General features: G+C 63.8%; 13 protein-coding genes and 1 pseudogene. 5 read left to right on the top strand and 9 right to left on the bottom strand.

Annotated elements, in window-relative coordinates; all coding sequences use genetic code 11:
* Positions 1–513 precede the first annotated feature (513 nt).
* From OHA30_RS14495 to OHA30_RS14485, 3 genes are all read right to left on the bottom strand, one after another.
* Entirely contained in the window at positions 514–1,677 is a 1,164-nt protein-coding gene (locus OHA30_RS14495) for an ISAs1 family transposase (RefSeq protein WP_443045063.1), read from the bottom strand.
* 281 nt (positions 1,678–1,958) lie between these two features.
* Positions 1,959–2,498, bottom strand: coding sequence for a GNAT family N-acetyltransferase (locus tag OHA30_RS14490; RefSeq protein WP_328914253.1), 540 nt, complete (start codon positions 2,496–2,498; stop codon positions 1,959–1,961).
* Positions 2,495–3,370: a hypothetical protein gene (locus OHA30_RS14485; RefSeq protein WP_328914252.1), complete on the bottom strand. Its 876-nt coding sequence runs from the start codon at positions 3,368–3,370 to the stop codon at positions 2,495–2,497. Before OHA30_RS14485 ends, OHA30_RS14490 begins: the two co-directional genes overlap by 4 nt.
* Positions 3,371–3,497: 127 nt before the next feature.
* Here OHA30_RS14485 and OHA30_RS14480 point away from each other — a divergent pair, with 127 nt between their 5' ends.
* The 5 genes from OHA30_RS14480 (at position 3,498) to OHA30_RS14460 (ending at position 9,336) form a co-directional block, all read left to right on the top strand.
* On the top strand, positions 3,498–3,797 hold the full coding sequence (locus OHA30_RS14480) for a transposase (protein WP_328914235.1): 300 nt from the start codon (positions 3,498–3,500) through the stop codon (positions 3,795–3,797).
* Positions 3,794–4,675: an IS3 family transposase gene (locus OHA30_RS14475; protein WP_328914236.1), complete on the top strand. Its 882-nt coding sequence runs from the start codon at positions 3,794–3,796 to the stop codon at positions 4,673–4,675. The genes OHA30_RS14480 and OHA30_RS14475 overlap by 4 nt, the downstream gene beginning before the upstream one ends.
* A 758-nt stretch (positions 4,676–5,433) precedes the next feature.
* Positions 5,434–5,817, top strand: coding sequence for a hypothetical protein (locus OHA30_RS14470; protein WP_328914251.1), 384 nt, complete (start codon positions 5,434–5,436; stop codon positions 5,815–5,817).
* Between the two features lie 88 nt (positions 5,818–5,905).
* The gene (locus OHA30_RS14465; RefSeq protein WP_328914250.1) at positions 5,906–7,363 is read left to right on the top strand and encodes an ATP-binding protein; all 1,458 of its coding nucleotides are present in this window, start codon (positions 5,906–5,908) and stop codon (positions 7,361–7,363) included.
* Positions 7,360–9,336 (top strand): Druantia anti-phage system protein DruA, encoded by a 1,977-nt coding sequence (locus tag OHA30_RS14460; RefSeq protein ID WP_328914249.1) that lies wholly within the window; start codon positions 7,360–7,362, stop codon positions 9,334–9,336. Before OHA30_RS14465 ends, OHA30_RS14460 begins: the two co-directional genes overlap by 4 nt.
* Positions 9,337–9,482: 146 nt before the next feature.
* On the opposite strand, the gene OHA30_RS14455 is transcribed toward OHA30_RS14460, so the two are convergent.
* The 6 genes and pseudogenes from OHA30_RS14455 to OHA30_RS14430 all read right to left on the bottom strand — a co-directional run.
* Positions 9,483–10,679, bottom strand: coding sequence for a hypothetical protein (locus OHA30_RS14455; RefSeq protein ID WP_328914248.1), 1,197 nt, complete (start codon positions 10,677–10,679; stop codon positions 9,483–9,485).
* Complete coding sequence (locus OHA30_RS14450; RefSeq protein WP_328914247.1) at positions 10,676–11,242, bottom strand: DUF4365 domain-containing protein; 567 nt, start codon at positions 11,240–11,242, stop codon at positions 10,676–10,678. The genes OHA30_RS14455 and OHA30_RS14450 overlap by 4 nt, the downstream gene beginning before the upstream one ends.
* 138 nt (positions 11,243–11,380) lie before the next feature.
* Positions 11,381–16,942 (bottom strand): DEAD/DEAH box helicase, encoded by a 5,562-nt coding sequence (locus tag OHA30_RS14445; RefSeq protein ID WP_328914246.1) that lies wholly within the window; start codon positions 16,940–16,942, stop codon positions 11,381–11,383.
* Positions 16,939–18,030 carry a hypothetical protein gene (locus OHA30_RS14440; protein WP_328914245.1) on the bottom strand — a complete coding sequence of 364 codons (1,092 nt, stop codon included), beginning with the start codon at positions 18,028–18,030 and terminating at the stop codon, positions 16,939–16,941. The genes OHA30_RS14445 and OHA30_RS14440 overlap by 4 nt, the downstream gene beginning before the upstream one ends.
* A complete protein-coding gene (locus OHA30_RS14435) occupies positions 18,027–20,921 on the bottom strand; it encodes a hypothetical protein (protein WP_328914244.1) in 2,895 nt (964 codons plus the stop codon). The genes OHA30_RS14440 and OHA30_RS14435 overlap by 4 nt, the downstream gene beginning before the upstream one ends.
* A 193-nt stretch (positions 20,922–21,114) precedes the next feature.
* A pseudogene (locus OHA30_RS14430) lies at positions 21,115–21,367 on the bottom strand (hypothetical protein); the annotation flags it as partial.
* Positions 21,368–21,470 lie beyond the last annotated feature (103 nt).

Below are 21,470 nucleotides of genomic sequence, written 5' to 3'. Positions count from 1 at the left end.
CAGCTACATGTGCCCCTTGGCATGTGACGCTCCGCTCCGCAGTTCTTCGTCGTCGGGGATCACGACGCACTGTCCGGGGTGACGGCGGGCGTAGGTGTCGGCGTTGTCGAGCTGGTCGCCGCGGCCTACCGCAGTGAGGACAGCCCGTTCCGAGTGCTTCGAGTTCCGCGAGCGTTGTTGCGCCGGCGCCCCTGATGACGGGCTCAGCGAGCCACAGGGCGTCGGCCATGACCGTGCTGGCACAGACGGTGGTCGGCGCGAGCGCGACCACGGGAGGCGGCTGAGGTGGTTCGCAGAGGCAGCGGAGAACACACGCGCTGAGCTTGCCCCCGCAGCAGTGGCTGCAGTCCCTCGTCGAGATGGAACGAGTGGGTGGCTGACCGGGGCCCGGTCCGGAACCATGTTGCAGCGGGCAGCAGACCGGGCCAGCCGTGGCAGCCTCCGCCACTCGATCGAGCAAGAGAGGGGCAGGTGGCTCAGGGTCTTTGAAAAGTGATCTTGTGCCCGGGTTCGTTATGCCAGGCCGAGGGTGGTGAGGGGGCGCAGGTGGTTTCGGGCGGTGTGGCGAAGGGCGGCTGCGATGTTGGTGTGGCCGTCCTGGCGGTGGACGCCGATGGCGAGGTTGCGCAGGCCGGCCATGACGCGGGGTAGCTGGCGGGTGCGGATGTGTGAGGCGTCCTCGTGGAAGGTGCGGTCGCGGACGTGGTGCAGCTGGTTCTCGATGCGCCAGTGGCCGCGGATCCGGGCCGCGAGTTCGCTGCCGTCGGCCGCGCCGGGCGGCAGGCTCGTGACCAGGTGGATCCGCTCGATCGTCAGCTTGCCCGTGCCCAGGTCCCGTCTCCAGCGGACAACTTGGAGGGCCTGGCGTGCGTGCGGGTAGTCGATGTGGGCGAACGCGGCGGTCTTCAATCGGCGGATCTCGTCGCGGTGATGGGCCCGGGTGTGCTCGATGTGGTCCAGGCGGATGTCGCGCCGGGGAAGGCCGCGGACCCGCTCGTGCAGTCCGGGGTGGTTCCGCTTGACGACGGCCAGGTAGTGAGCCCCGCGTTCGTGCAGGTAGGTGGCGTGGTCGTGCTGGGTGTGCAGGGCGTCCGCCGTGATGACGGCACCGGTCAGGTCGATGCCGTCCAGGAGCGGGGCGAAGGCCGGGATCTCGTTGCTCTTCCCGTCGATCTGTCGTTGCGCGAGGACCTCGCCGCTGTGGGTCATCGCGGCGATCAGGGCCGTGGCCGTCCGGTCGGCGGTGCGGGAACCGCGGAGTGTCTTGCCGTCGACAGCGATGACCTTCCGTTCCGGGGCCGGGGCCGGGGACTTGCGTTCCTGGAGGAAGTCACCGATGGCGCGGTCGAGGGCGTCGCCGTCCGCGGCGGCCAGCACGAGGCGGATGGTCGTGGCATGGGGCGGGCGGATCAGGCCGGTCAGCGGGTCGGGGCGGAACCCGAGCAGGGCCAGGACGCGCTGCGGCGCGTCCGCGACCCACTCACCGATCGCCGTGATCGAGGCGGCGCCGGCCAGAACGGCGGCGGCCGAAGCGGTGAGCAGAGCCGTCCATGGATGGCGGATGCCGCGACGGGCCCGCGGGTCAGGCACCGCGGCCAGATAACTCCGCAGGTCAGCGGCCGCCTCCGGCAGGGCTGGGCCAGAGGCGTCCCCCAGTTGCCGGAAGCATGACGGCATGCGGGAAGATGGGTACGCAGGCATGGACTCGCTCGGTGCTCATACGGACTAGACACCCACATGATCACCAACGGCCATGCCTGTTCTGCATCCAGGGCCAGCATCGACAGAAGCCGACAAGCCGTCACATCCGGTACTCAGCAGGCGAACCACCCACCTCAGCACTTCTCAAAGACCCTGGCAGGTGGCTGCTGTAGGGGCGGGCCACGGTCAGGTGGGTCGTCAACCTGGTCGCTGTTCGGTCGGCCGAAGAACGAGTGCGAGTCCAGAACTGCCCACTGCTATCTGGTAATTGTAGACACCATGGCCATCAGAACCGGTGAATCCGGCGAAGGCTGGCTTGTTCCGATGTCGGCATAGCCCCACGCTTCGTAGAGGGCGTGGACTTTTCCTTCGCCCGCCAAGGGATTGACCATGAGGGTCACCTGGGTCTCGGAGCGCTGAGCCAAGAGGTCATCGTGAATCCTGCGGGAGGCTCCCGTCTTGCGCCACGGCACGCGAACCATGATCTCCTTGAGGGCCACCGTGGGGATTTCCGTGAGCGAGTCCGGAACTGGGCTGGTGACTCGCTTCCAGTAGCGGTCACCCTGATTGATGGTGTTGGCGTACGCGTATCCAACGGCGTCTTCCCCGTCGTAGCCGACGACGGCTTCCCAACCCGGCTCGGACGCGTGCCGGGCCAGACGTTCTCCGTATCGTTCGACCGAGTAGTGCGGATCGTGAAGGCGATCGGTTCGTACCTCTGCGTAGACCTGGATCAAGGTGTCCCAGACAGGCTCGATCTCACGGAAGTGACGGAGGTCGATATCTACTGAGGTCACAAGGAATCCCCTCCAGAGTTGGTGTATTCATCCCACATCTTCTCTGCTTCGCTGTGGGGGGCCATAGCGCGCAGCTTGCTACCGAACTCTTCCAACATTCGGGTAACTCGCGGATGTGAACTCTTCGTACTGATGGCCGTGGAAACCGCGTGCTCAAGGTCGCCCTGGCCGAGTTGGGCGTGAGCGAGGCGAGCGGTGGCGATAGCCCGACTTCGCAGCATCTGAGGGCGAAGTTGCGCCATGCCGCGGTGAGCGTGGGCCTCGGCGCGTTCGTAGTTGCCCAGCGCCAGATGAGCGGTGAGGGCAAGGCTTTCAATCTCGGCCTGGTCGAAGAACGCCCTGATCCAGGCCGGCCGCTCATCGTCCAGGTCGGCCCGGCTGTAGGCGGCTCGTGCTTGGCCGATGGCGCGTTCCACGGCCACCGCATCTCGTGTGAGTCCGAGAATCGCGGCGTGTCTTGCGTGACCCAACGAGGCAAATAAAGGGTCTCGGCGGGCTACCGACAAGTTGCGAGCCACGTCATTCGCGGCCAGAGCGTCTATGGGGCGTCCGAGGTGGCGGTAAAGACTCCCTGCATGGGACCAGATCCGGAACTGGATTGTCGGGTCGCCGGACATCGCTGCCAAAGTGGACGCGCGATCAAGATAGCGCTGAGCTTCGTTGAACCGGCGACCGTCGATCGCGGCCCACAAGGCGCTGGAGGTAAAGCTCGCCGCGGAGGCGTAGAGGCTGTTGCGGACTCTCTGGCTGGTAGCGCCTCGTTGCAAAAGCGACAAGGATTCTCCGGCCAGGGCGGAGGCGAGGGTCTCAATACTGATGAGGCCGCCGTACTTGTGATCTTGATCGATGATCGTGGTGAGCTTCGCTTGCAAGCGAGCGACATCGCTTGCGCCGACCTGCTTGGGTGCTGTGAGGGCGGGGACAACGGCGGCGGTGAAGCTTCCCCGTTGACCTGGACACCTGGAGACTGGGACGTGGTCCCAGAGGAAGTAGAGCCAGGTGAGCAACAAGCAGGGCAAGCGGTACTCGGAGGAGTTCAAGCGTGATGCCGTCGCGCTGGCCCGATCCTCCAGCAAAACGGTCACCGAGGTGGCCCGAGGCCTGGGAGTGAGCCCCGAGGGGCTGCGGAGCTGGGTCAAGCAGGACAAGATCGACCGCGGCGAGGGCGGCCCGGGCGAACTGACCAGCGCCGAGCACGAGGAATTGCGTCGCCTTCGCCGGCAGAACCTCGAACAGCAGAAGACCATCGAGGTCCTGAAAAAAGCCACGGCCTTCTTCGCGCGGGAGAGCGACCGGTGAGCGAGGTCTACCGGTTCATCGCGGCGGAGAAGGCCACCTACCCGGTCACCCTGCTCTGCCGCGTACTCGGTGTTCCTCGCTCCTCCTTCTACGCCTGGAGCGACGGCGAGGACACCCGGCGCGCGCGCCGTCGGGCCGACGAAGCACTCGTGCACGAGATCACGGTGGTCCACCTGGCCTCCAGGGGCGCCTACGGCGTCCCGCGCGTTCATGCCGAGCTGCGGCGGCTGGGCCATGGCGTGAACCGCAAGCGTGTCGAGCGGCTGATGCGCGAACGAGGCATCGCCGGAGTCACCCGCCGTCACCGCCGGTCGCTGACCCGGCCGGACAAGCAGGCGCGGCCCGCACCGGACCTGATCGGCCGTGACTTCACCGCGGACCGGCCCGGCACCCGCCTGGTCGGCGACATCACCTACCTGCCGACCGAGGAGGGCTGGCTCTACCTCGCCTGCTGGCTGGACCTGGCCACCCGCGAGATCGTCGGCTGGTCGATGGCCGACCACCACCGCGCCGACCTGGTCGTCGACGCCCTGCACAAGGCCCACGGACGCGGTCGCCTGGAACCGGACTGCATCGCGCACAGCGACCGCGGAAGCGAATACACCTCGGCTCAATTCCGCAGCGAGGTAACCAGGTTGGGCATGAGGGCGAGCACCGGACGCACCGGCTCGTGTTACGACAACGCCGCAGCCGAGAGCTTCTGGGCGGTTCTCAAAGCCGAGATCGGCACCCGGACCTGGCCCGACAGGGCAACCGCCCGCACCGAGGTCTTCTCCTTCATCGAGACCTTCTACAACCGGCGCCGACTACGCAAACACCCCAACTGGGGCTACCTGACCCCGCACGAGACCCGACAGCGGCACACCATCGCCGCATAAGAACGAGTGTCCGAGATCACGGGGAAACTTCACCCCTGCACAGCTCTAGCAGATTGTCAATGGTCAGGCATTTTCCTCGCGGCGAATGAGGTGGGCGAGCTCTTCTGCCGGGGTCATCCCGGGGGCGAGGGCCGGCCAGCACTTGCACCGTGTCGGCCACCGCCTCATAGGAGACGGCGCAGACTTAGCAGAGATCCTGCGTCAGCACCATGTCCGGCGCGAGAGCAGCCAGCAGACCGGTGTCCATGGTGTACAGCGAAGAGCCCTGATGCGCCGCCCCGCCACCGCCTGCGAGATCTCCGGCTGCTCAGTGACTCAGGGTCGAACCCCGCTGCCCGTCACTACGGGCACCAGGGCGACCACCGGCTTCCGGCGTCCACCGCGACGAAGATCTGCGTACATCCCCTGGCGGGAGCGCTCCTATCGCCGTCGCTTCCCAGACCCGTCACCGGGCCCAGTACGTGTGACGGCGGTGTTTCCCATTCACCACTGCGGGGCAGTCCAGGATTCCCACGGGGTTCCCCCCTACGACGCGTGCCGCCTGGCGGACGGACGCCGACCAGTCGCACGGCTCAGCCCAGGCCCCGGACCTCCGCACGAACGCCGCTGAGCACATTACGGACACCGAGTCGTGGCCGTGAGAACCGTAGAAGACGCATCACCGGCCGGGCCCTACGAACGCAGGCGATAAGCCCGAATATTCACAGTTTGCCACAGGAGGTTCGCCCACCTCTCCCTGCTTCGGCCATGATGTTCCCATGGCTATCATCCAGTCCGCAGCGGAGATCAACCCCCTCTTGGCGCACCTCAAGGGGCGGACAATCTCAGCGTTGCAGGTGCTCGGCATCAACTCGCTGAAGTCCGTTTCACCGTCGCCAGAATCACTTGTGGGTGAAGTTGTAAGGGCGGTTGGGATCGTCGAGCGAACCATCAACATCCACACGGCCAGCCACGTCATCACGTTCGATCTTCAGCGGACCGGTCGGGTTGTCCTGCGCGAGGCCGCAGAACCATTTCGGCTGGTGGCCGGGGCCGCCCGCCCCACCGTACGCCTCCTCATGGACGACGGATCGGGCCTGGATCTCACCGAGCCCGCGAAGACGAAGCGGATCACGGCCATGATCTCAGCCCAGCCCGAATGACCTGCGCAGCAGCCAAACGTTGAGCTTCCAAGGCGGCATCGATGCAGCTACTCTCGACGTAGGGATCGAGCACGTCATCGGGAGAGCCATGGTCCAGCAGAACCACCGCAAGGACGACCTTCTGGTCTCCTGCAACTTCATCCGCGCAGTCCGCGAGTCCGGGTACGTCAGCCTCTCAACCGCCCTCGCTGAAGTCATCGACAACTCACTACAAGCGGCGGCTTCGGTGATTTCCATCACAATCGTGCGGCCCGCGGTCGGCGGATTCCCGGAGGTCCGAGTCGAGGACAACGGGGTGGGCATGTCTCGCCCGGAGCTCGAGGCGTGCCTACGGTTCGGCGGCTCATCCCGCTTCGACGAGCGGAAGTCGTTCGGCCGATTCGGCATGGGCCTGCCTGCCGCGTCTCTTAGCCAGGCCAGGCGAGTCGAGGTGGCTTCGTGGCAAGGCAGCAAGGCTGCTCACCAGGTTTGCTTGGATGTTGATGCGATCGTCGGAGGTTCTCCGGTCAACCTTCGCGCTCGCCGATGGAGCGGTGGCACCATGGGGTCGGGCTGCCTTGTAGTCTGGCGGAACTGTGACCGCATCGAGTACAAGCGTCTGGCTTGGCTCGAACGTGCCTTGCGCCGCGACCTGGGCCGCATGTATCGAAGGTTTCTCAGCAACGGTGATGTCACCCTGAGTATTAACGGGAAGCAAGTCGACCCGGTCGACCCCCTGCTCCTCACAGCCAATATCGAGGGCCGCAGCGCATGTATGCCCTTCGAGCCGCTCCGCTACGAACTGGCATCATCTTCGGGCGAAACGGCCTTCGTCACGGTTCGGTTCACCATGCTCCCAGTTCATCACTGGCACCATCTCGACAACGTGACCAAGCGACGTGTCGGCATCGTAGGGGGCGCTGGCGTCTCGATTCTCCGCGCTGGTCGTGAGATCGCAAGCGGCTGGCACCTCATGGGCGGGAAGCGAAAGGAGAACTACGACGACTGGTGGCGCTGCGAGATCGAGTTCGACCCTGTGCTCGATGAGCACTTCGGCATCACCATCAACAAGCAGGGCGTGCGGCCCTCCCAGGTGCTCCAAGAAGCACTCGGGCCGGAGTTGGAGTCGATTGCCCGGCTGTTGAACTCTCGCACACGTCAGGCCTTCGAGGAGGTCAAGTTTCGGGCGGCGACGGAGACGTCATGCCGGATCGCCGAGGCCGCTGATCTCGACCTGCCTGTGATCCGAAGGACGGGGAGGGGTTCAGGCGCATTGTCCTACCGGATCGGATCACAGCAACTCCCAGTCGGGACCATGTTCACCTCGGCCCTGAAGCGGCGCACGCTCGACGTGACGCTAAACGTTGATCACCCTGCTTTTGCTGCGCTCTACCACCCGCTGCAGACCTTGAGCGACGAGGCGGCAGGAGAACTGCGCGTCGCCCTCGAGCTCTTCCTCTTGTCGCTTGCCCGCACCACAACGCTCCTGGGCCGAGATGGCCAGAGCTGCGATACTCTCCTGCAACTTTGGAGCAGGACCTACGGACGGATGCTCCAGAAGTCATGAAAGAAAAGGCCGCGCTCCTTCCCCTCAGCCTGCCAACCGAGGCCTCTCACCAGGAACGCCGAGGCTTCGCCCGCCTGTGTGCCCTACTTGAGAGCGCTGCGGCCGACGGCAAGGACGTGGGTGGCCATGAGCACTGGATCCTAGCCGCCAAGATCACCAAGCTCTATGAGCAGCCTCTGCTCGCAGCAGCTGCTCATTGCGTCATCGATCTCGTGGACCAGGGCTGGACGGTCAAGGTGGACAGGTCCAATGCGATCTTCGCTCCCCCGTCAGCGCATGGTGATCGCGCGACGGAGAAGGCTCGGATCCGGCGCCAGGAACTCCTCCGTCGAGACGAACAGCTCAGCAGGAGTAGCGTTCGACGATTCATCGAGGGGATGGAGCGCACACACGAGCACGGCGACCGGCTGGTCTCCGTTTTCAACCTGATGAGAGACGGCCGGGAGTTGGCAGACGCCCTTCAGGGTGCGGCTACAGCCACGGACGCCGTCAAGCCCTATGTTCAGGTCGTCGATTCCTCTACGTGCGAACGCACCGGATTCAAGCTCCACGACATCTGGCGCTACTTCCGGCACACGTGGTCCAATGCCTATGCCACTGTCCCCGGGCGGTCAATGCCGATCTTGATCCGGGACGCGGCCACCGCATTTCATACGGTGATCGGCCTGGCGGCGATCTCCAGCCCGATCGTCCAGATTGCCGAGCGAGACCGATGGATGGGGTGGGAAACCGACCAGTTCCTTGAGCACCTGCGCGCGGAGCCCACGGACGATGGCGCTTCGTGGCTAGCTCAACGGATTGAGGCTCAGCGAACTGAGATCTACCTCGAAGACCTCCTGCGTGACGGAGTCCTCCAACCCACTGACCTGGTGACGCCCGCACCCGAGGCCGTTGCACGGCTGCGGGATGATGCTGAGCGGCACCGTCAGAGGCATCACCAGACAACCAGCATTCGTGAGATCCGCAATATCGGACGCAATGCGTGGGTGGAGCGCGCCATATCAGATCTTTTTCGCAGCAAACGCTCGGCAGCCCTCGCAGATGCGCTGGAAATCGAGACTTTGCTGGGCTCCTACCTGTCCCCGCCCACCGCCGAAGGGCTCGCTAAGGCCTTCTCGGACCCGAAGGCCCGTACGCAGATGCGTCGCGTGGTCCGTCGCGCACGAGGAGAACGAGTTGGCACGGTCATCGCCGACCTCACGGTCTGCGGTGCAGTGGCACCGTATAGCGCACTGGCCGCCGGCAAGCTGGTAGGGGCATTGGCCGTCTCACCCACTGTGATCGCGGCCTATCGCAAGAAGTACGCGCGACCCAGTGAGATCGCATCCGCAATGGCAGGCCGTCCGATCATGCGCGAAGCCCGTCTTTCCTTCGTCGGAACCACGTCCCTCTATGGAACCGGGTCAAGTCAGTACAACCGGCTGTTCTGGCCAGCAGAGGTCATGGGAGGCGACAGCGCTACCCGGATGGGCTTCCACGAACTCGGACGTTCCCGCTCGTTCGGAACCTCCCACTTCTCCGAGGTGACCGTCGACGCGCTTACCCGGCTGCAATCGTTGAGCGACTCGCTCGTCCGTGTAAACAGTCTCTTCGGCGAAGGCGTCAGTCCTCGCCTGCGCAAGGTGCGGTTGGGGCTCGCGGCACTCGGATGGCCGGCGAACGAACTCCTCCGGCACGGGCGGGAACGCATCCTCTACGGTGTTCCGTTGGTCGAGAACCTCCGTGACTACTCACTCGGAGTCGACCGAGAACCGCAGTACCTTCTGGATCCAGACCTCCCGGACGCTGACGCCAAGGTCGCCGAATGGTGGCTCGAACGCTGGGGCCGGCCGCGCGCACAACGCAAGGAAGTCCTTGAGTCCATGCGCGCCCACCGGTTGGTCCGTCCAGTTGAGCACGGTGCCCGCGTGCCGCTGCCCCCCCGAGACATAGAACTGCCCGTCGGCGAGGGGATGCTCCCTCTCACTGACTAGGATCCGCCCGCTCAGGACGCCGACACATCGCCCTGGTCGCTGGCTGTCGCACCCGGATCTCCAGAAGTGTGGCAACCAGCGACCGGCGGGGAGCGATGCGTTGAAGGCATCGGTCGGGCAGCGTTCACACAAGGCGCGCGCCATCCCTAGCCATCTCCGGGGTCCGGAGCTGAAGACCCTGAGATGTGACGCAGGAAACTTGAATCGACCACGATCTCGCCGGTCAGGCGCCAAGCACGGCGCTCATAGGACAAGTCCCCGGAAACGGTGAAGGGGAGCTGGCGTCTGTACGCCATGATGGCCCAGCCATGGTCTTCCCCTGCCAGAGGAACTTGAGCCCGCAATACCCTACCATTCACCTCTGCCGCGACGGTGACAATCGCCGCCTCGTCGCCTCTGGGCGTGAAGTCGTCTCGCGCCAGGGACTTTACGAGTCCGACCAGTGTTTCTCGGCGGACAGGCTCATACCTCCGGATGAGTCGCTCCCGAATATGGGGAAATTCGACAAACAAGTCCTGTCCGAACACAATCGTCGCCAGCCCGACGTCCGGCCTTTGTTCTGCGGCCGCCCACTCAAAGGACAAATCCAGTGAATGGAGATCTTCTGGTGCCGACAAGTCCTCAAGCGACTCAAGCAGGCCCACACTGAGCCCTGAACCGTTCGGTGCCACGAGGGATTGGTGCCCCCCAGATTGGGCCAACAGTCTCGTAGTCTCCAGCCCCCTGGCCAGGGTCTCCATCACTCGCCGAGGGAAGGTGGTAGACGGCCCATCGGGGTCATTCGCCGACTGGGAGTTGGCATCTCCCAAGCGCGTCACCACGGTGAACACAAAGCTGCCCCGCTTAGTGTGGCCGAGCCTTACGGCCCCCTCCAGGAATTCTCCCACCGCAAGGGGCCTGCGCCCCTTGTGCGAGTGATTGGGGTCCGCGGTTGTCGTGGCAGAGGCCTTCATCATCTTGTGGATCCCCTGCAATGTTCTTTCGGCCTGCCTGAAAGGGATCGTGCCGTCAGTCATGCGCTGGTCGAGGCGAACGAAGAACAAGTCGGCGCGCGTGGCCAGGACATGCTCGAGAAGTTGACCCGCATCCCAGTCGTGAATGTGCCCCAGCGACTCCAGTACATCAATAAACCGCGGTGCGAAGTCGGCATAATCCGTCGCCAAGGGAATCATGACCCGTGGCGCTGCCAGAAGCGGACCATCCGAACGATGGCGCCAGACTTCGCGAACTTTCGGCTGACGCTGTTCCAGTTCCCAATCTTGGGAGGCGAGAAACTGAGATACTGCCGCCGGAGTCAGCGCGGATGCGATCTCGCGGTAGGTGTCAAATGCCGTCCCGCTCACCTCTGCCCCTCCTCTGCATCACCAATGAACTTCATGATGCCCCGGAGCTGATCACCCGTAAAAAGATTCCGACGCGGCAGGTGGACCGTGTGGTAGTCCTTGATCGGTCCGTCGTACTTGAGATTTTCGGCAGATTCCCAGAACATGCGGCTACGCGTGAACAGCCCCCACTCTTCTACGTTGAGCCATGGCTCCGGTTCGCGGGGTATGAGGAGAACACCGAGGTATGCCGGAATGTACCGCTTGCTGCGCGTCAGTTTCCGAAATGGTCTGGCCTTCATTCGCCAAGTCATGCCATCGTCTTTAAGTAGGCTTTCTTGGTAGGTGCACTTCAACTGAAGCTCGAATTGAGGGCCATAGAAGCCGCGATACTCCGCCGATGAGGCGATCGTAATGTCGACGCCTTCGAAGTCAGTCTCGTGAGGCTTGATGGAACATCCGGCCGCGTATGCGATCATTCGCGTGAACGACACGCTGAAGTGTTCCTGTAGTGCGGTGATGGGAACCTGGCCTTCCGCGAGGTCCTCTTCACTCATCAGCTCATCGATGTCATCTGCTGGCATATACCCCCTCCTGGCTTCTCCTGACGGCGTCAACACCGCCACTCTGATCAGCGACCGTTTCCGCTCGGACCGTGCTGCAGTAACAGCGGGCCCGCCGCCCTCGGATTAGGTGGGCGGCGGTCCGTTGTCCACTCTCGCTTAGGTCACGGCCTGAAGTATCTGCCCGCTGGCGAACGGAAGGTTGCGAGAGATCACCATGTCGTCGATCAGATGCACCGGCACGTTGCCCGACTTTTTCGCGCGACGCAATTCATCGGTGGGTGGCACGCCAGGGCTTAGCGGATCATGCACGCCGAAGATCCACTGCTGGTCGCCACGCCGGGCGAGAATGGGCGCTGTAACTGCTCCGACACCCTCGATTTCGATCTTGCAGCCACGCTTGAAGAGCACGTCACTAATTCGACTGCTGAGGTCAAAGTAGAGAGCGTCGGCCGATCGTTCGAGCCGTTCCTCGTTCAGGGTCGGTTTAGTTCCGTGGACAAGGTACCGCAGAAGGCTGGCGCCAACATGGCGGTCGAGGAGGCTGTGCTCGAAGCGATTGCGGAAGCTGCGCAGACACCTGTAGCAGGACTGGTCGCAGTTCTCCGGGCAGTCCTCAAGGAGTTCCAGTGTCTGTTCGAGGATCTCCACGCCGTAGTCGTTGACTCTTCGGGTGAAGCCGGCTCCGCCAGCAAGCGTGTCGTAGACGTAGATCTCGGCCTCCAGCCCTTCCTTACCTAGGGGAGTCAGCGCTGGTCGGTACTCCGCCTGCAGTTCCGATGCCTCAATGCCGAGCCTTCGGGTCGCCGCGATCGTGAGCGCCTCAGCGACTGAACGCAGCGCGATGTGCGTCGAGAGATTCGCTGGCCCTAGCGTGATCGGCGAGTCCACCTTGAAGCGAACCAGGAGCACGTCCGAAATGAAGTCGGTGCCCAGCACCATGCCTCGGGTCGAACCGGTGCCGGGACATTCTGGTGCCTTCTCGTCGGGGTAAGGCTTCTTGTGGGTAGCGAGCAGTTTTCCCGTGGCCATAGCGGTCGGTTCGATGAGCCCGCAACGGGTGCAGTAGGTGTATCCCTCGTTGCGGGGACCGGTGTTGGTGACGAGCAGAGTCTCTCGGCGGTATGTCTGAGCCAGGCGGTCAGTGACCCTCTTCCAGGCGGTCTCCTCCGTCGGCCCTGGTGCCATGAGCTTGGCGCGCGTCGCGTAGCTGCGCGCGGGGGCGTCGTCGGGACTGGTTCCCGGATCCTGTTCGGCTGGGTGCGCAAACCCGGGCGGTCGCATCCAGGTCTTTGCCTTGCCGAACTTACCCTCGGCACCGCAGGCCAGACAGTCTCGTTCCTCTCCGCGTTCCGCCTCATCGAGAGGGAAGTGTTTGGCGTAGTGGCACACCTGGCATTCGAAGTAAAGCAGGCGTTCCTGCCATGCTTGAAAACGCTCTTTCTGGACCGGTGAGTAGATGGCTCCAGAGGTCCACTCCTTGTTATCGATCCACACCACCTTGCCCGGTGCGTACTGGCTAAGCGCCACCGTGAGCCCCTGGCTGGCCGCATATTGGAACTCGGTGTTGAACCGGGTAGAGCTGTTGACATCGAAGACGTGGAAGGCGACCACATCGGTCGGAAACGCGTAGCGCGGCAGGACTCCCTTGTACAGAAGACGGTCAAGCAGGTTCTTCTGGCTTCGTCGGGCGCTCGGCTCCTCCGCGTCGTCCTCGGCCGGGGGTTCCGCCTCCACTTCGGTGCCTGCCCGTGAGGCCTCCCCCGCCTCGGTCTCCCCGGGCGACCCGTCGAGGTCAAGTTCAAGGGCCCTGTCGATCTCGAAGAGTGACCTCGTCACGATGTCTTGAAGGACTGCTGTACGGGCATCCGGGTTCAGCTCATGCGGAAGCCACGCTGCGACCTCTTCGCGTAGCGTGTTCTCCTTGCTCTTCAGCCACTCTTCCAGGTCTGCTCGGTTCAGCGGGGATGTTGTCCCTGTGAATGCGGTGACCTTCCCAAGAACCTCGAAGAGTTGGGGCTGATCCTCGGGCTGGATGGCTGGAAGCCGATCCTGGTGGTAGCGCTGCAGCAGGTACGCAATGACATGACGCTGGACGATTTCTTCGTTGTCCATCGTCAGCACCGGATCGTCGACCTTGCCGCGGATCATCAGGTCTGGCTGGCGGAAGTAGTGGTCGTCGTGGGTGTCAGCGCTACCGAAAGCAAGTACGGTGGCGACCGCGTTGCCGCGGCGGCCGGCCCGGCCCGCTCGTTGCTGGTAGTTGGCGCGGGAGGGTGGCATGTTCCGCAGGGCTACACCAGTCAGGCTGCCGATGTCGATGCCGACTTCCATGGTGGTCGTGCATGACAGCACATCGATGGCGGCGCGCGGCTGCTCTCCCTGCCGGGACAGGCCAAGATCAACGTCTTGGAAGAGCAACTCGTGCTCTTCTGCCTTGGAGAATACGGCGTCAGACTGCGCGGAGTTGAGCTGAGCTGTGTGCTCGGCGGCGATAATGCTCATAGGCAGCTCAGGTGGGTCGTTGAGAGCCCGGACCGCGCTGGCCCGATAGTAGCCCTTGCGGGCCTGGAAGACCGGATCAGTATCCGGGTTGAGGATGCGGACTCGATCAGCGCCGCAACTGGTGCACTTGCGGCTACCGGGAAGTGGCCTCTGCGTGAAGCGACACCGTTCGCAGTAGCCCCACTGCCCACCGAGTTCCAAGGCCAAATTCGAGGCAGAAATCCGGTGCGCACCACTAGCTACCGATTCGCAGAACGTTGTGAGCAGCGTCTGCAGCCACCCATCCCTGAACTTCTGCCTCGCGGCTTTCGATCCGAGCAATCGATCGACGGACTCGAATCTTCCCGCGTGTGGTTGGACGCCTCCCTTCTGCCTCCACCAGTCCCCGTCGGTCATCGACGAGAACCAGATGCCAGGGGTACTCCACGCAGCCAGCCACAACCGGATAAGCGCGAGCTTGGCCTCGTCGCCCTCTGCGACACCACCGATGTCCGGCAGCTTCGCGAGCAGTTCGTCGGTAAGGTTCGCCCGCTCACGGATTGAAGCCAAGCTGAGCGATGACAGCCCGTAGTACTTGTCCGTGAGCGTTGCATACATTGCCCGCAACAGCGACTGTGGCGCAGGAGCGGTCGTGAGGAGCGCACCCATCTCATTGAGGTTGCCTGTCAGCGCACCCTTGTCGATAGCCCGTGCGACCGTGCCCATCACGTGGAGTGACTCTGTAGTGCGCAGTTCCGGCCTCAGTCGTACTGACAGCACATGCGCTCCGACCATGACGGCCACATACAGCTTGTCCAGGTCGAGAATCGGCCCCAGAACTGGGTGATTAGCGAGTTCCCGCCACCCGCGCAGGATCAAGGGCCGCATGACGTCACGCAGCGAATAATTTTGCAGGTTGGGCGCAAGCCGCGCGGCGACCTGCCGAGAGTCAGAGAAGGCGAGCACCTTGCGACCGCGCAACGGAGCGAAGTCGCTGTACGGCTGCGCGCCCGGAGGCTGGACTTCGACCTGACGAGTCACCAATGCCCGGAAGGGCTGGTCACCCTTCGTCTGGTGGTCCTGCACCGAGGACCGACCGCCAGCGAGGCGCCCGCACACACCGCAAGGCTTGAACTCCCCATTTGCCTCGCCCTCTTCACCATCGTCGTCACTTCCAATGGACTCTCCCCCTCGGAGCCGAGGAATGAAGACGCTGCGCGTGCGGTCGCCGAGTTCCCCGAGTGGATTGAGCCGCCCGGTGATGAGGTCGAGGTCCGCAGGCTCTACCTTGGTTTGGTCACCCGACGGAACCTCTAGCAGTAGATCGAGTGCCTGGAGTTCGGGAATAGAGCCAACTGAGGACTGGAATGCCCCACCCGGCTCGTGCCAGAGGTGAGATGGGTTGAGTACATCGTCCGTATATGCTCGCGCGTAAGCGGAGCCACAGTGCCTACAGGTGTACAACTCGAAAACTCGGGCTCCGCATCCACAGGTGGCCTGGGGCTGGGCGTAGAGCCTGCCCACCGGCCCAGGTTCCGGGTGCGCCTCCCGGTCGACCTCCGAGCAGCCGGGATCGAGGCAGGCCCATAGCCCTGCGAGCCCCCGGAAGAACGCGTGCACGCGACATGGCAGCAGTCCGGCGTCATCCGTTGACCGGCGGGCGGCGCTTCCGAGCGCTACCAGCGTAGAGGCCGCCCTGTCGGCAACCTCCTTCTCAGCCATCGGAAAGATGTGGGCGCCCAGTTCATCGACCGGATGTGCCCGTTGCATTGTCTCGTTCACAAGCAAATTCATCGGGGCGAAGTCGCTGAGGGCTTCGTAGAGCAGTTGGCTGGCGGTGGCCCCCGGCGCCTCAGTGACCCCCCGGTACTCCAGCAATCCACGGACCGCGTTGACACGGCCCGCGTCTGATTCCGCGTCGTAGAACGCGTGAGTGGGTACGGCGGCAAGGACGCGTGCGTCCTCGACGTCTCCAGAGGTGGCGGGTTCCCGCAGTGCGAGCTGCCCTTCCACGGTCTTGAACTCAGTTGCGGACTTGCCACTCAACTGCGCGGCAAACTGGCGCGCGTACTCCGGGCTGGCAAAGCTTGCGCTCGTACAGATCACCTGCAGCCGATCGGGCGTGATACCGAGCCTTGCGCGGAGGCGACGCAGGAGGAGCGCCACCTCAGCGCCACCCGCTCCGCGGTAGAGGTGGGCCTCGTCGACGACAAGGAGGAACCTCTCGTCCGGGTTGTTCTCCAACCATGTTCGGGTTGCGTCGAAGACCGGCCGCTCCAGCGGACGCATGAGCATGTACTCAAGCATCGAGTAGTTCGTGATTAGCACGTCTGGCGGCGTGTCCAATACTTCATGTCGCGTGAGAAGTTCGGGGTCCTCAGGTCGGAGGACGGCACGAATGAACTCGCCCTCTCTGTTTTTCCAGCGGGAGCCGTGTTCGCCATACCAGGCCTTCAGGTCCGGTTTGGCCGGCCACTTTCCACGCGACTGCAGCTTCTCAACGAGGGCGGACGCCTCGCTATGTCCTTGCGCCGACGGGTTGGACGCCCGGTCGATCAATTCGATGTAGAAATCCTCAATCGAGCGTAGCCGCTCCTGGTCCTTCTTGAGCTGTCGTACACCGGGATAGAGCGTGCGGCTTGTGTAGCGGGCGAAGCGCGCTGGCCGTCCAGCCCATGCCGTGAACTGTGCAGTGACGCGCGGATCGCCGAGCAGCAGGCGGAGACGTCCCAGTTGGTCGTTCACCAGCGCATTCATCGGGTAGAGGATCAGGGCTCTTACTGAAGGTGCCGCGAACGACTCAGGCTTGTGCGCAGCCTCCATCGCGAGCTTCGCCAGCATCGGCTCGAGGAACGTCTCTGTCTTCCCAGAACCCGTGCCGGTCGTGACCGCGAGGCTGAAGCCGTCGCGAACCGCCCACTCCAAGGCCTCCGCTTGGTGCGTGTAGGGGGGGTCGTACAGGAGTGGCTGGCGATCACCGACGTGTGTACTCAGGCTGACCAAAAGCCCTCTTGACGCTGCATCGATTTCAAGATCACCAAAGCCTTGGCCAGGCTGGTAGCGGGGAGTACTTTCGATGAACGGCGCGCGGAAGAGTACGCCCTCCCGCTTCAGCAACTCGCGACGCTGCTCGATCACGGTGGGGTGTCCCACGTGGTACGTGGCCTCGATGTAGTCCCGAAGGGCCGCCTGAATGCTGGCGACCGTCTCTGCGATCGTGGGCGTTTCCGCGGTCACGCCGCTCCTCCCTCATCGTTGACGTGCATCCACAGCATGTCAGTGAAGAACTTCGTTAGTTCGCCGATCGTCCAGAGCGGCATGCGATACGTGATCAGGGCGTCCCTGGCCCTCGGGGCGGGGACGCCCACGAGTTCCAGGTAACGTTGCGCCCACCCGGGCACAGGGCCGAATAGGTCCAGAGTTCGGCTCTCCGTGGTCCCACCGGCGGACCGGATACGTACGAGCTGCGGCCTTCCCCGTGCTGCGTCGATCGCTGCCTGAAGCCGCCACGCCTCGTCGCACGCTGACGCAGCAGGATCGTCAGTCGGCAGATCGATGAGCGACCAGGGCACGCCGCTCTCCAGGCGAACACAGCACCACAAGTGAGCGCCGTACGCCTGAGGTCGACGGGCAATGTAGTCTCCGCAGTCGCTGTCGGAGGGTAGCCGCCAGCGGCTCCGGTAATGGAGAATCGACGACTCTGGATCGAGGAGCGTCAGGTCGCTGACGGGACCTGACTGTGTTGCCCCGTCGAGGCGCTGATGCATGCCGGCGACGATGGCGGTGGCGCTACCCACGCTCGGTCGTCTGAGCCAGTCGTGAGTGCTGATTCCCTGCAGTCCGGCGGCATGCAGCCGAGTCGGTCCCGTCGTGGCATCTAGCTCGACGGATCGCACGTGGCCCTCGTGGCGCACATCCGCGCCGACGGACTCGTCCAAGAGCGGGATACCGTCGGGGCGTACACCCAGCAAGAGGTATCGCCCGGGTGCCTTCGTCACATACGAGGGCGGAGCAAGATAGAGCCTCCTACTTCCGCGATCCTTCCGGTTCGGGAGTTCGACTAGGTCGCCGATTGCCACCAAGAGATCCAACTGTGTGGCTAGCTGGCCACGAGTGATCGAGGACGGGGCGTCGAGCGGGCCGAGTACCTCCAACACCGCGTCGATGAGTTCACGTGGTGTCGCCGGGCAGAGCAACGCAGCTGCACGGCGCAGTGACGAGCAGATCGTTTCAGGCGCGCTCAGGTCGATCACCGTCTCGTCCAGGCCAAGCGCGTAGACGGTGCGTCTTGCGGCCTCCCGGCCGCTCAGCGCATTGATGTTCATCGGGCGGCCCCGGAATTCGGCTGCTCGGATGCATCCCGGAGGGAATCAGTCCCCAGCACCGCGAACCTCGCCGCCCGGATGAGTGCAGGGGAAATCAGCGCGCAACTCAGGAGCCGTTCCTTTTCGGGCTCTGCCCAGTTCGCTACCGAGCCTGGCCTGCTGGCCAGCGCGAGCAAAAAATCTGCTGCAGCACGAGGATCGCCCATGCCGCTGGACGTCACGATGAGTTCAATAGCATCAGCAAATCCCTCGCTCAACGCAGCCGGTGAATCCGCCCACTGCCAAAGATTGCGACCGATCTGCTGGGCAGCGGTGCGTTGTTTGGAAGCCTCTCCTACGAGCTTCCCCATCTCATCGAGCAGTTCGAGTTTCCGGGACGCGCTAGCCGCGCTGCGCTTGCGCTCCAGGTTTGCCCACCGATGTCCGGCGATGAGCGACACAAACGCCGTAGTAACCGCCTCGAGAACTCGCTGCTGCTGGTGATGGGCGAACGGGTCGGCCGGCACATCGGCATCGAGCCACCGCCGGTGGCCTTCGATGAGCCGCTGGACCTCAAGGAGCGAGCCATCCGAGGATCGCGGCACGGCCGGGTGGCTTTGGCGCAGTTCGTTTGGCTCGGGCGGCAGGATGATCGCTGCTGTCATCGTGCCGGACGTCGCCTGCAGGAGTCCGCCTGTCGCTGGCACCGTGATTGGCTCGTGGGGGTCATGCTCCTTGCCGACCAGCGGGGCCTCCACTGAGAACAGGTGCACCTGCGTGTCGTCGTTGCCTGTCCGGTCTATCAGCCGCGCTTCGTGTTGCCCCCTGCGCCGCTTGGCGAGCACCCAGCGGAGTGGGTGGAAGCCGCGTTCGCAGACCAGAGATGCGAATCCGACTCCGTTCTGGAATACCGATATTTCACAGGACTCGGCCTCTTCGTACGCGCTGAACAACTTCTTCTTGCGCAGCACCCGATCTCTCAGTTTCTCCCACGCGCCATCGCTGAAGGGCACTGAGATGCCAAGGGACTCCTTTGCCAGCTCTCTTCCCTTTCCGTCACATAGGGCGATCGATAGTTCGGCCTTTGTCTCCAGCGGACCGTCGATCGAGAGACTGGCCCTGCCATCCCAGAGTTCAGGCATCTTTGGGCGCGCCGGTGTGGTGAACAGTCGGATCGCAGTACCTTCCGTCGCGGCTTCGCGACTGGTGTGCTGGTCACGGATCGTGATCGCCAGCGAGCCGCTGAAGAGGGCTCGATCCGACTCCGGGGTGAGCAGCGCGACGTTGACATCGTGCGTACCCACCACGAGGTTCTCCAGAGCAAAGAACAGCTCTGGTTGGCCCTCTGGGAACTCCAGCAAAATAGGAAGGCCGTGGTCTACGGTCACCGCGCACTTGTCCGCAGCGTGAGCAGACCTTACGGCCAGCATCGCCGGCTCCCCCGCAAGCCACTCGATGACGCCGTCCCCGTCCCAGGATTTTGGCACCAGCCCGACCGGCCGAATGGAGACGTCGGACGCCACTGTCAGGCCGACGGCTGCAAGTTGCTCGACTTCCGCCGCGCTGATGATCTGCGGCACCGTGACCTCGAAGACGTGCACGCCTTCGACCGGGGTTATCGTCTGCACGATCCAGGGCAACGACGGCGGACTGCTGCCGACTCGCCCAACCAGGCAGTACTCGTTGCCGGGTCGGACAAACTTACCCTTTACCTCTATGGCGTCCCCAACTGATCGCTTCCCGAACACCCACCACGGCCCGGGATCGACGGAGCAGTGCTCGGCGATCAGCTTGTTGACAGCCTCCGATCCGCGCTCCAGTTCGATGGCTGGGGTGCCGGGTCGAGGCCAGGTTGAAAGCGGCACTTTGTCGGGCCACAGCAGTCGACCGCGGGCGAGCGGACGAGGATGACCTTCGACCCTTGCACGCAAGCTACGAATTTCCTGGTCGACTTGTGAGTCGCTTGTCTGCAGTGGCGTGAGATCGGGCAGCTCCAGATACGGCTGCCACCCACCATGCTGGCTGCGCAGGAACAGCCTTGGGCTGATAAAAGCTGGGACGCGGCGCCTTGGCTGTGCAGACGCGGCACCCGCTCCCGTCGGGAGGAAGCCGCTTGAGCGGATCACATTGGCGGACTGCCTAGCGCGTGACAGCCAACTGCGGGAGGCCTGTTCATTGCTCAGGCCGGCGACTAAGCGGACTAGTGTCGACCGCACCAGGTATGGGGAGTCTTCCTCGTCGCCCGAGAGCAGCGCAACTGCGACCTGGCCCAAGAGGCTTTGATTGGCGCAGAGGATACGGAAGCGCTCACTGTATCCGCCCGTGCGCGAGGCTAGACACGCACCCAGCACGTCAGGATCAGCCAATAATTCCGAGTTAAGCACTCCGCGTGACTCGAACAGAAGCTGGGCCATCTGCCGCTGAAGGTCCGCCGGCATCACGGCATGTGTGATCGGCCAAGCAATGATGGTGAAGTTCGTGGCGAAGCCGCCTCTCGGCTCCGCCCCTCCGTAGTCGTCCGCGAACCGCCTGAACCACTGTCTGATGCGTTTCCGGTTGAGGGGTACGTTCCACTGGGGTCCGCCCTCCCACCCCGGCGCCCTCTGTCCCCAGAGGGGCCAGAACTCGCCCCCGACGTAGTCGTAGCCGATCTCAGCGGCAAACACCACGAAGGGCAACCACCAGGCGCGGTACCGAACGTCGAGTCCATCGGCGACAGCCCCACGCACTGCGGCCAGGAGCAGTTCGAGTTGCTCACCAACGAGATCGTGCTCCAACGCGAAGACGGGAGCCGGCGGATGCAAGGCCCGGCGTTGGTCATGGAGCATCCGAAAGTGGTGGTCGAGTTGCAGGTGTAGGGGTTTGAGTACCTCCACCGACCCGCCGGGTGCTATCCCTTCCACGCTCGACACCACCTCCTCTCCTGTCACGTGTTGCTGAGGGTGTCGTCAGACAAGGGTAGTGACGATCGGGGGATAGATCGCCACTTAGCGTAGATCATGCCGTCGCCGTCCAGGGGCCCAGATGGCCGATCTGGGATCATGCAGGAAAATTTAACATCTAATGAGACATTTGTTATGTTATGAGATTTCTAGTGTGAGTATGTCAATTTGACGCCCTGTCTGGCTTTCGATAGTGACGGTGCGTGTCGTTATCCGAGGGGATGCGGCGGCGGAGGAGGGCGAAGCCTGCTCGTCCGTGCGTCTGGCGCGCGATCCCCTTGGTCTTTCTGTTGACCCCGGGTGGGGTCGTTACTGTACGCAACGGTGAGCGCGGCGTTCAGGGCGTCGCGGTCCCGCTCCAGGCCTCTGGCGAAGGTGTGGAGATCGGGCAGGTCGGTTGCGTGGACCTGTGACAGCGGCCAGTGGATACTCCCCGTAGGCGGCCATTTATCGGCCCGCTGATGGCCACGATCTTCCCCACGTATGGCCAGATACCTCCCCGGACCTGGACGGATATAC

Source organism: Streptomyces sp. NBC_00223, from assembly GCF_036199905.1.
Classification (GTDB): Bacteria; Actinomycetota; Actinomycetes; order Streptomycetales; family Streptomycetaceae; genus Actinacidiphila.
Note: the sequence above shows the minus strand (reverse complement) of the source record. Positions and strands in the feature narration are given on the sequence as shown.

What these genes read in the sequence shown, in the direction of transcription:
- OHA30_RS14495 (WP_443045063.1), bottom strand. Translation starts at nt 1,677, where the DNA reads ATGCCGTCATGCTTCCGGCAACTGGGGGACGCCTCTGGCCCAGCCCTG.
- OHA30_RS14470 (WP_328914251.1), top strand. Translation starts at nt 5,434, where the DNA reads ATGGCTATCATCCAGTCCGCAGCGGAGATCAACCCCCTCTTGGCGCAC.
- OHA30_RS14465 (WP_328914250.1), top strand. Translation starts at nt 5,906, where the DNA reads ATGGTCCAGCAGAACCACCGCAAGGACGACCTTCTGGTCTCCTGCAAC.
- OHA30_RS14460 (WP_328914249.1), top strand. Translation starts at nt 7,360, where the DNA reads ATGAAAGAAAAGGCCGCGCTCCTTCCCCTCAGCCTGCCAACCGAGGCC.
- OHA30_RS14450 (WP_328914247.1), bottom strand. Translation starts at nt 11,242, where the DNA reads ATGCCAGCAGATGACATCGATGAGCTGATGAGTGAAGAGGACCTCGCG.
- OHA30_RS14440 (WP_328914245.1), bottom strand. Translation starts at nt 18,030, where the DNA reads ATGAACATCAATGCGCTGAGCGGCCGGGAGGCCGCAAGACGCACCGTC.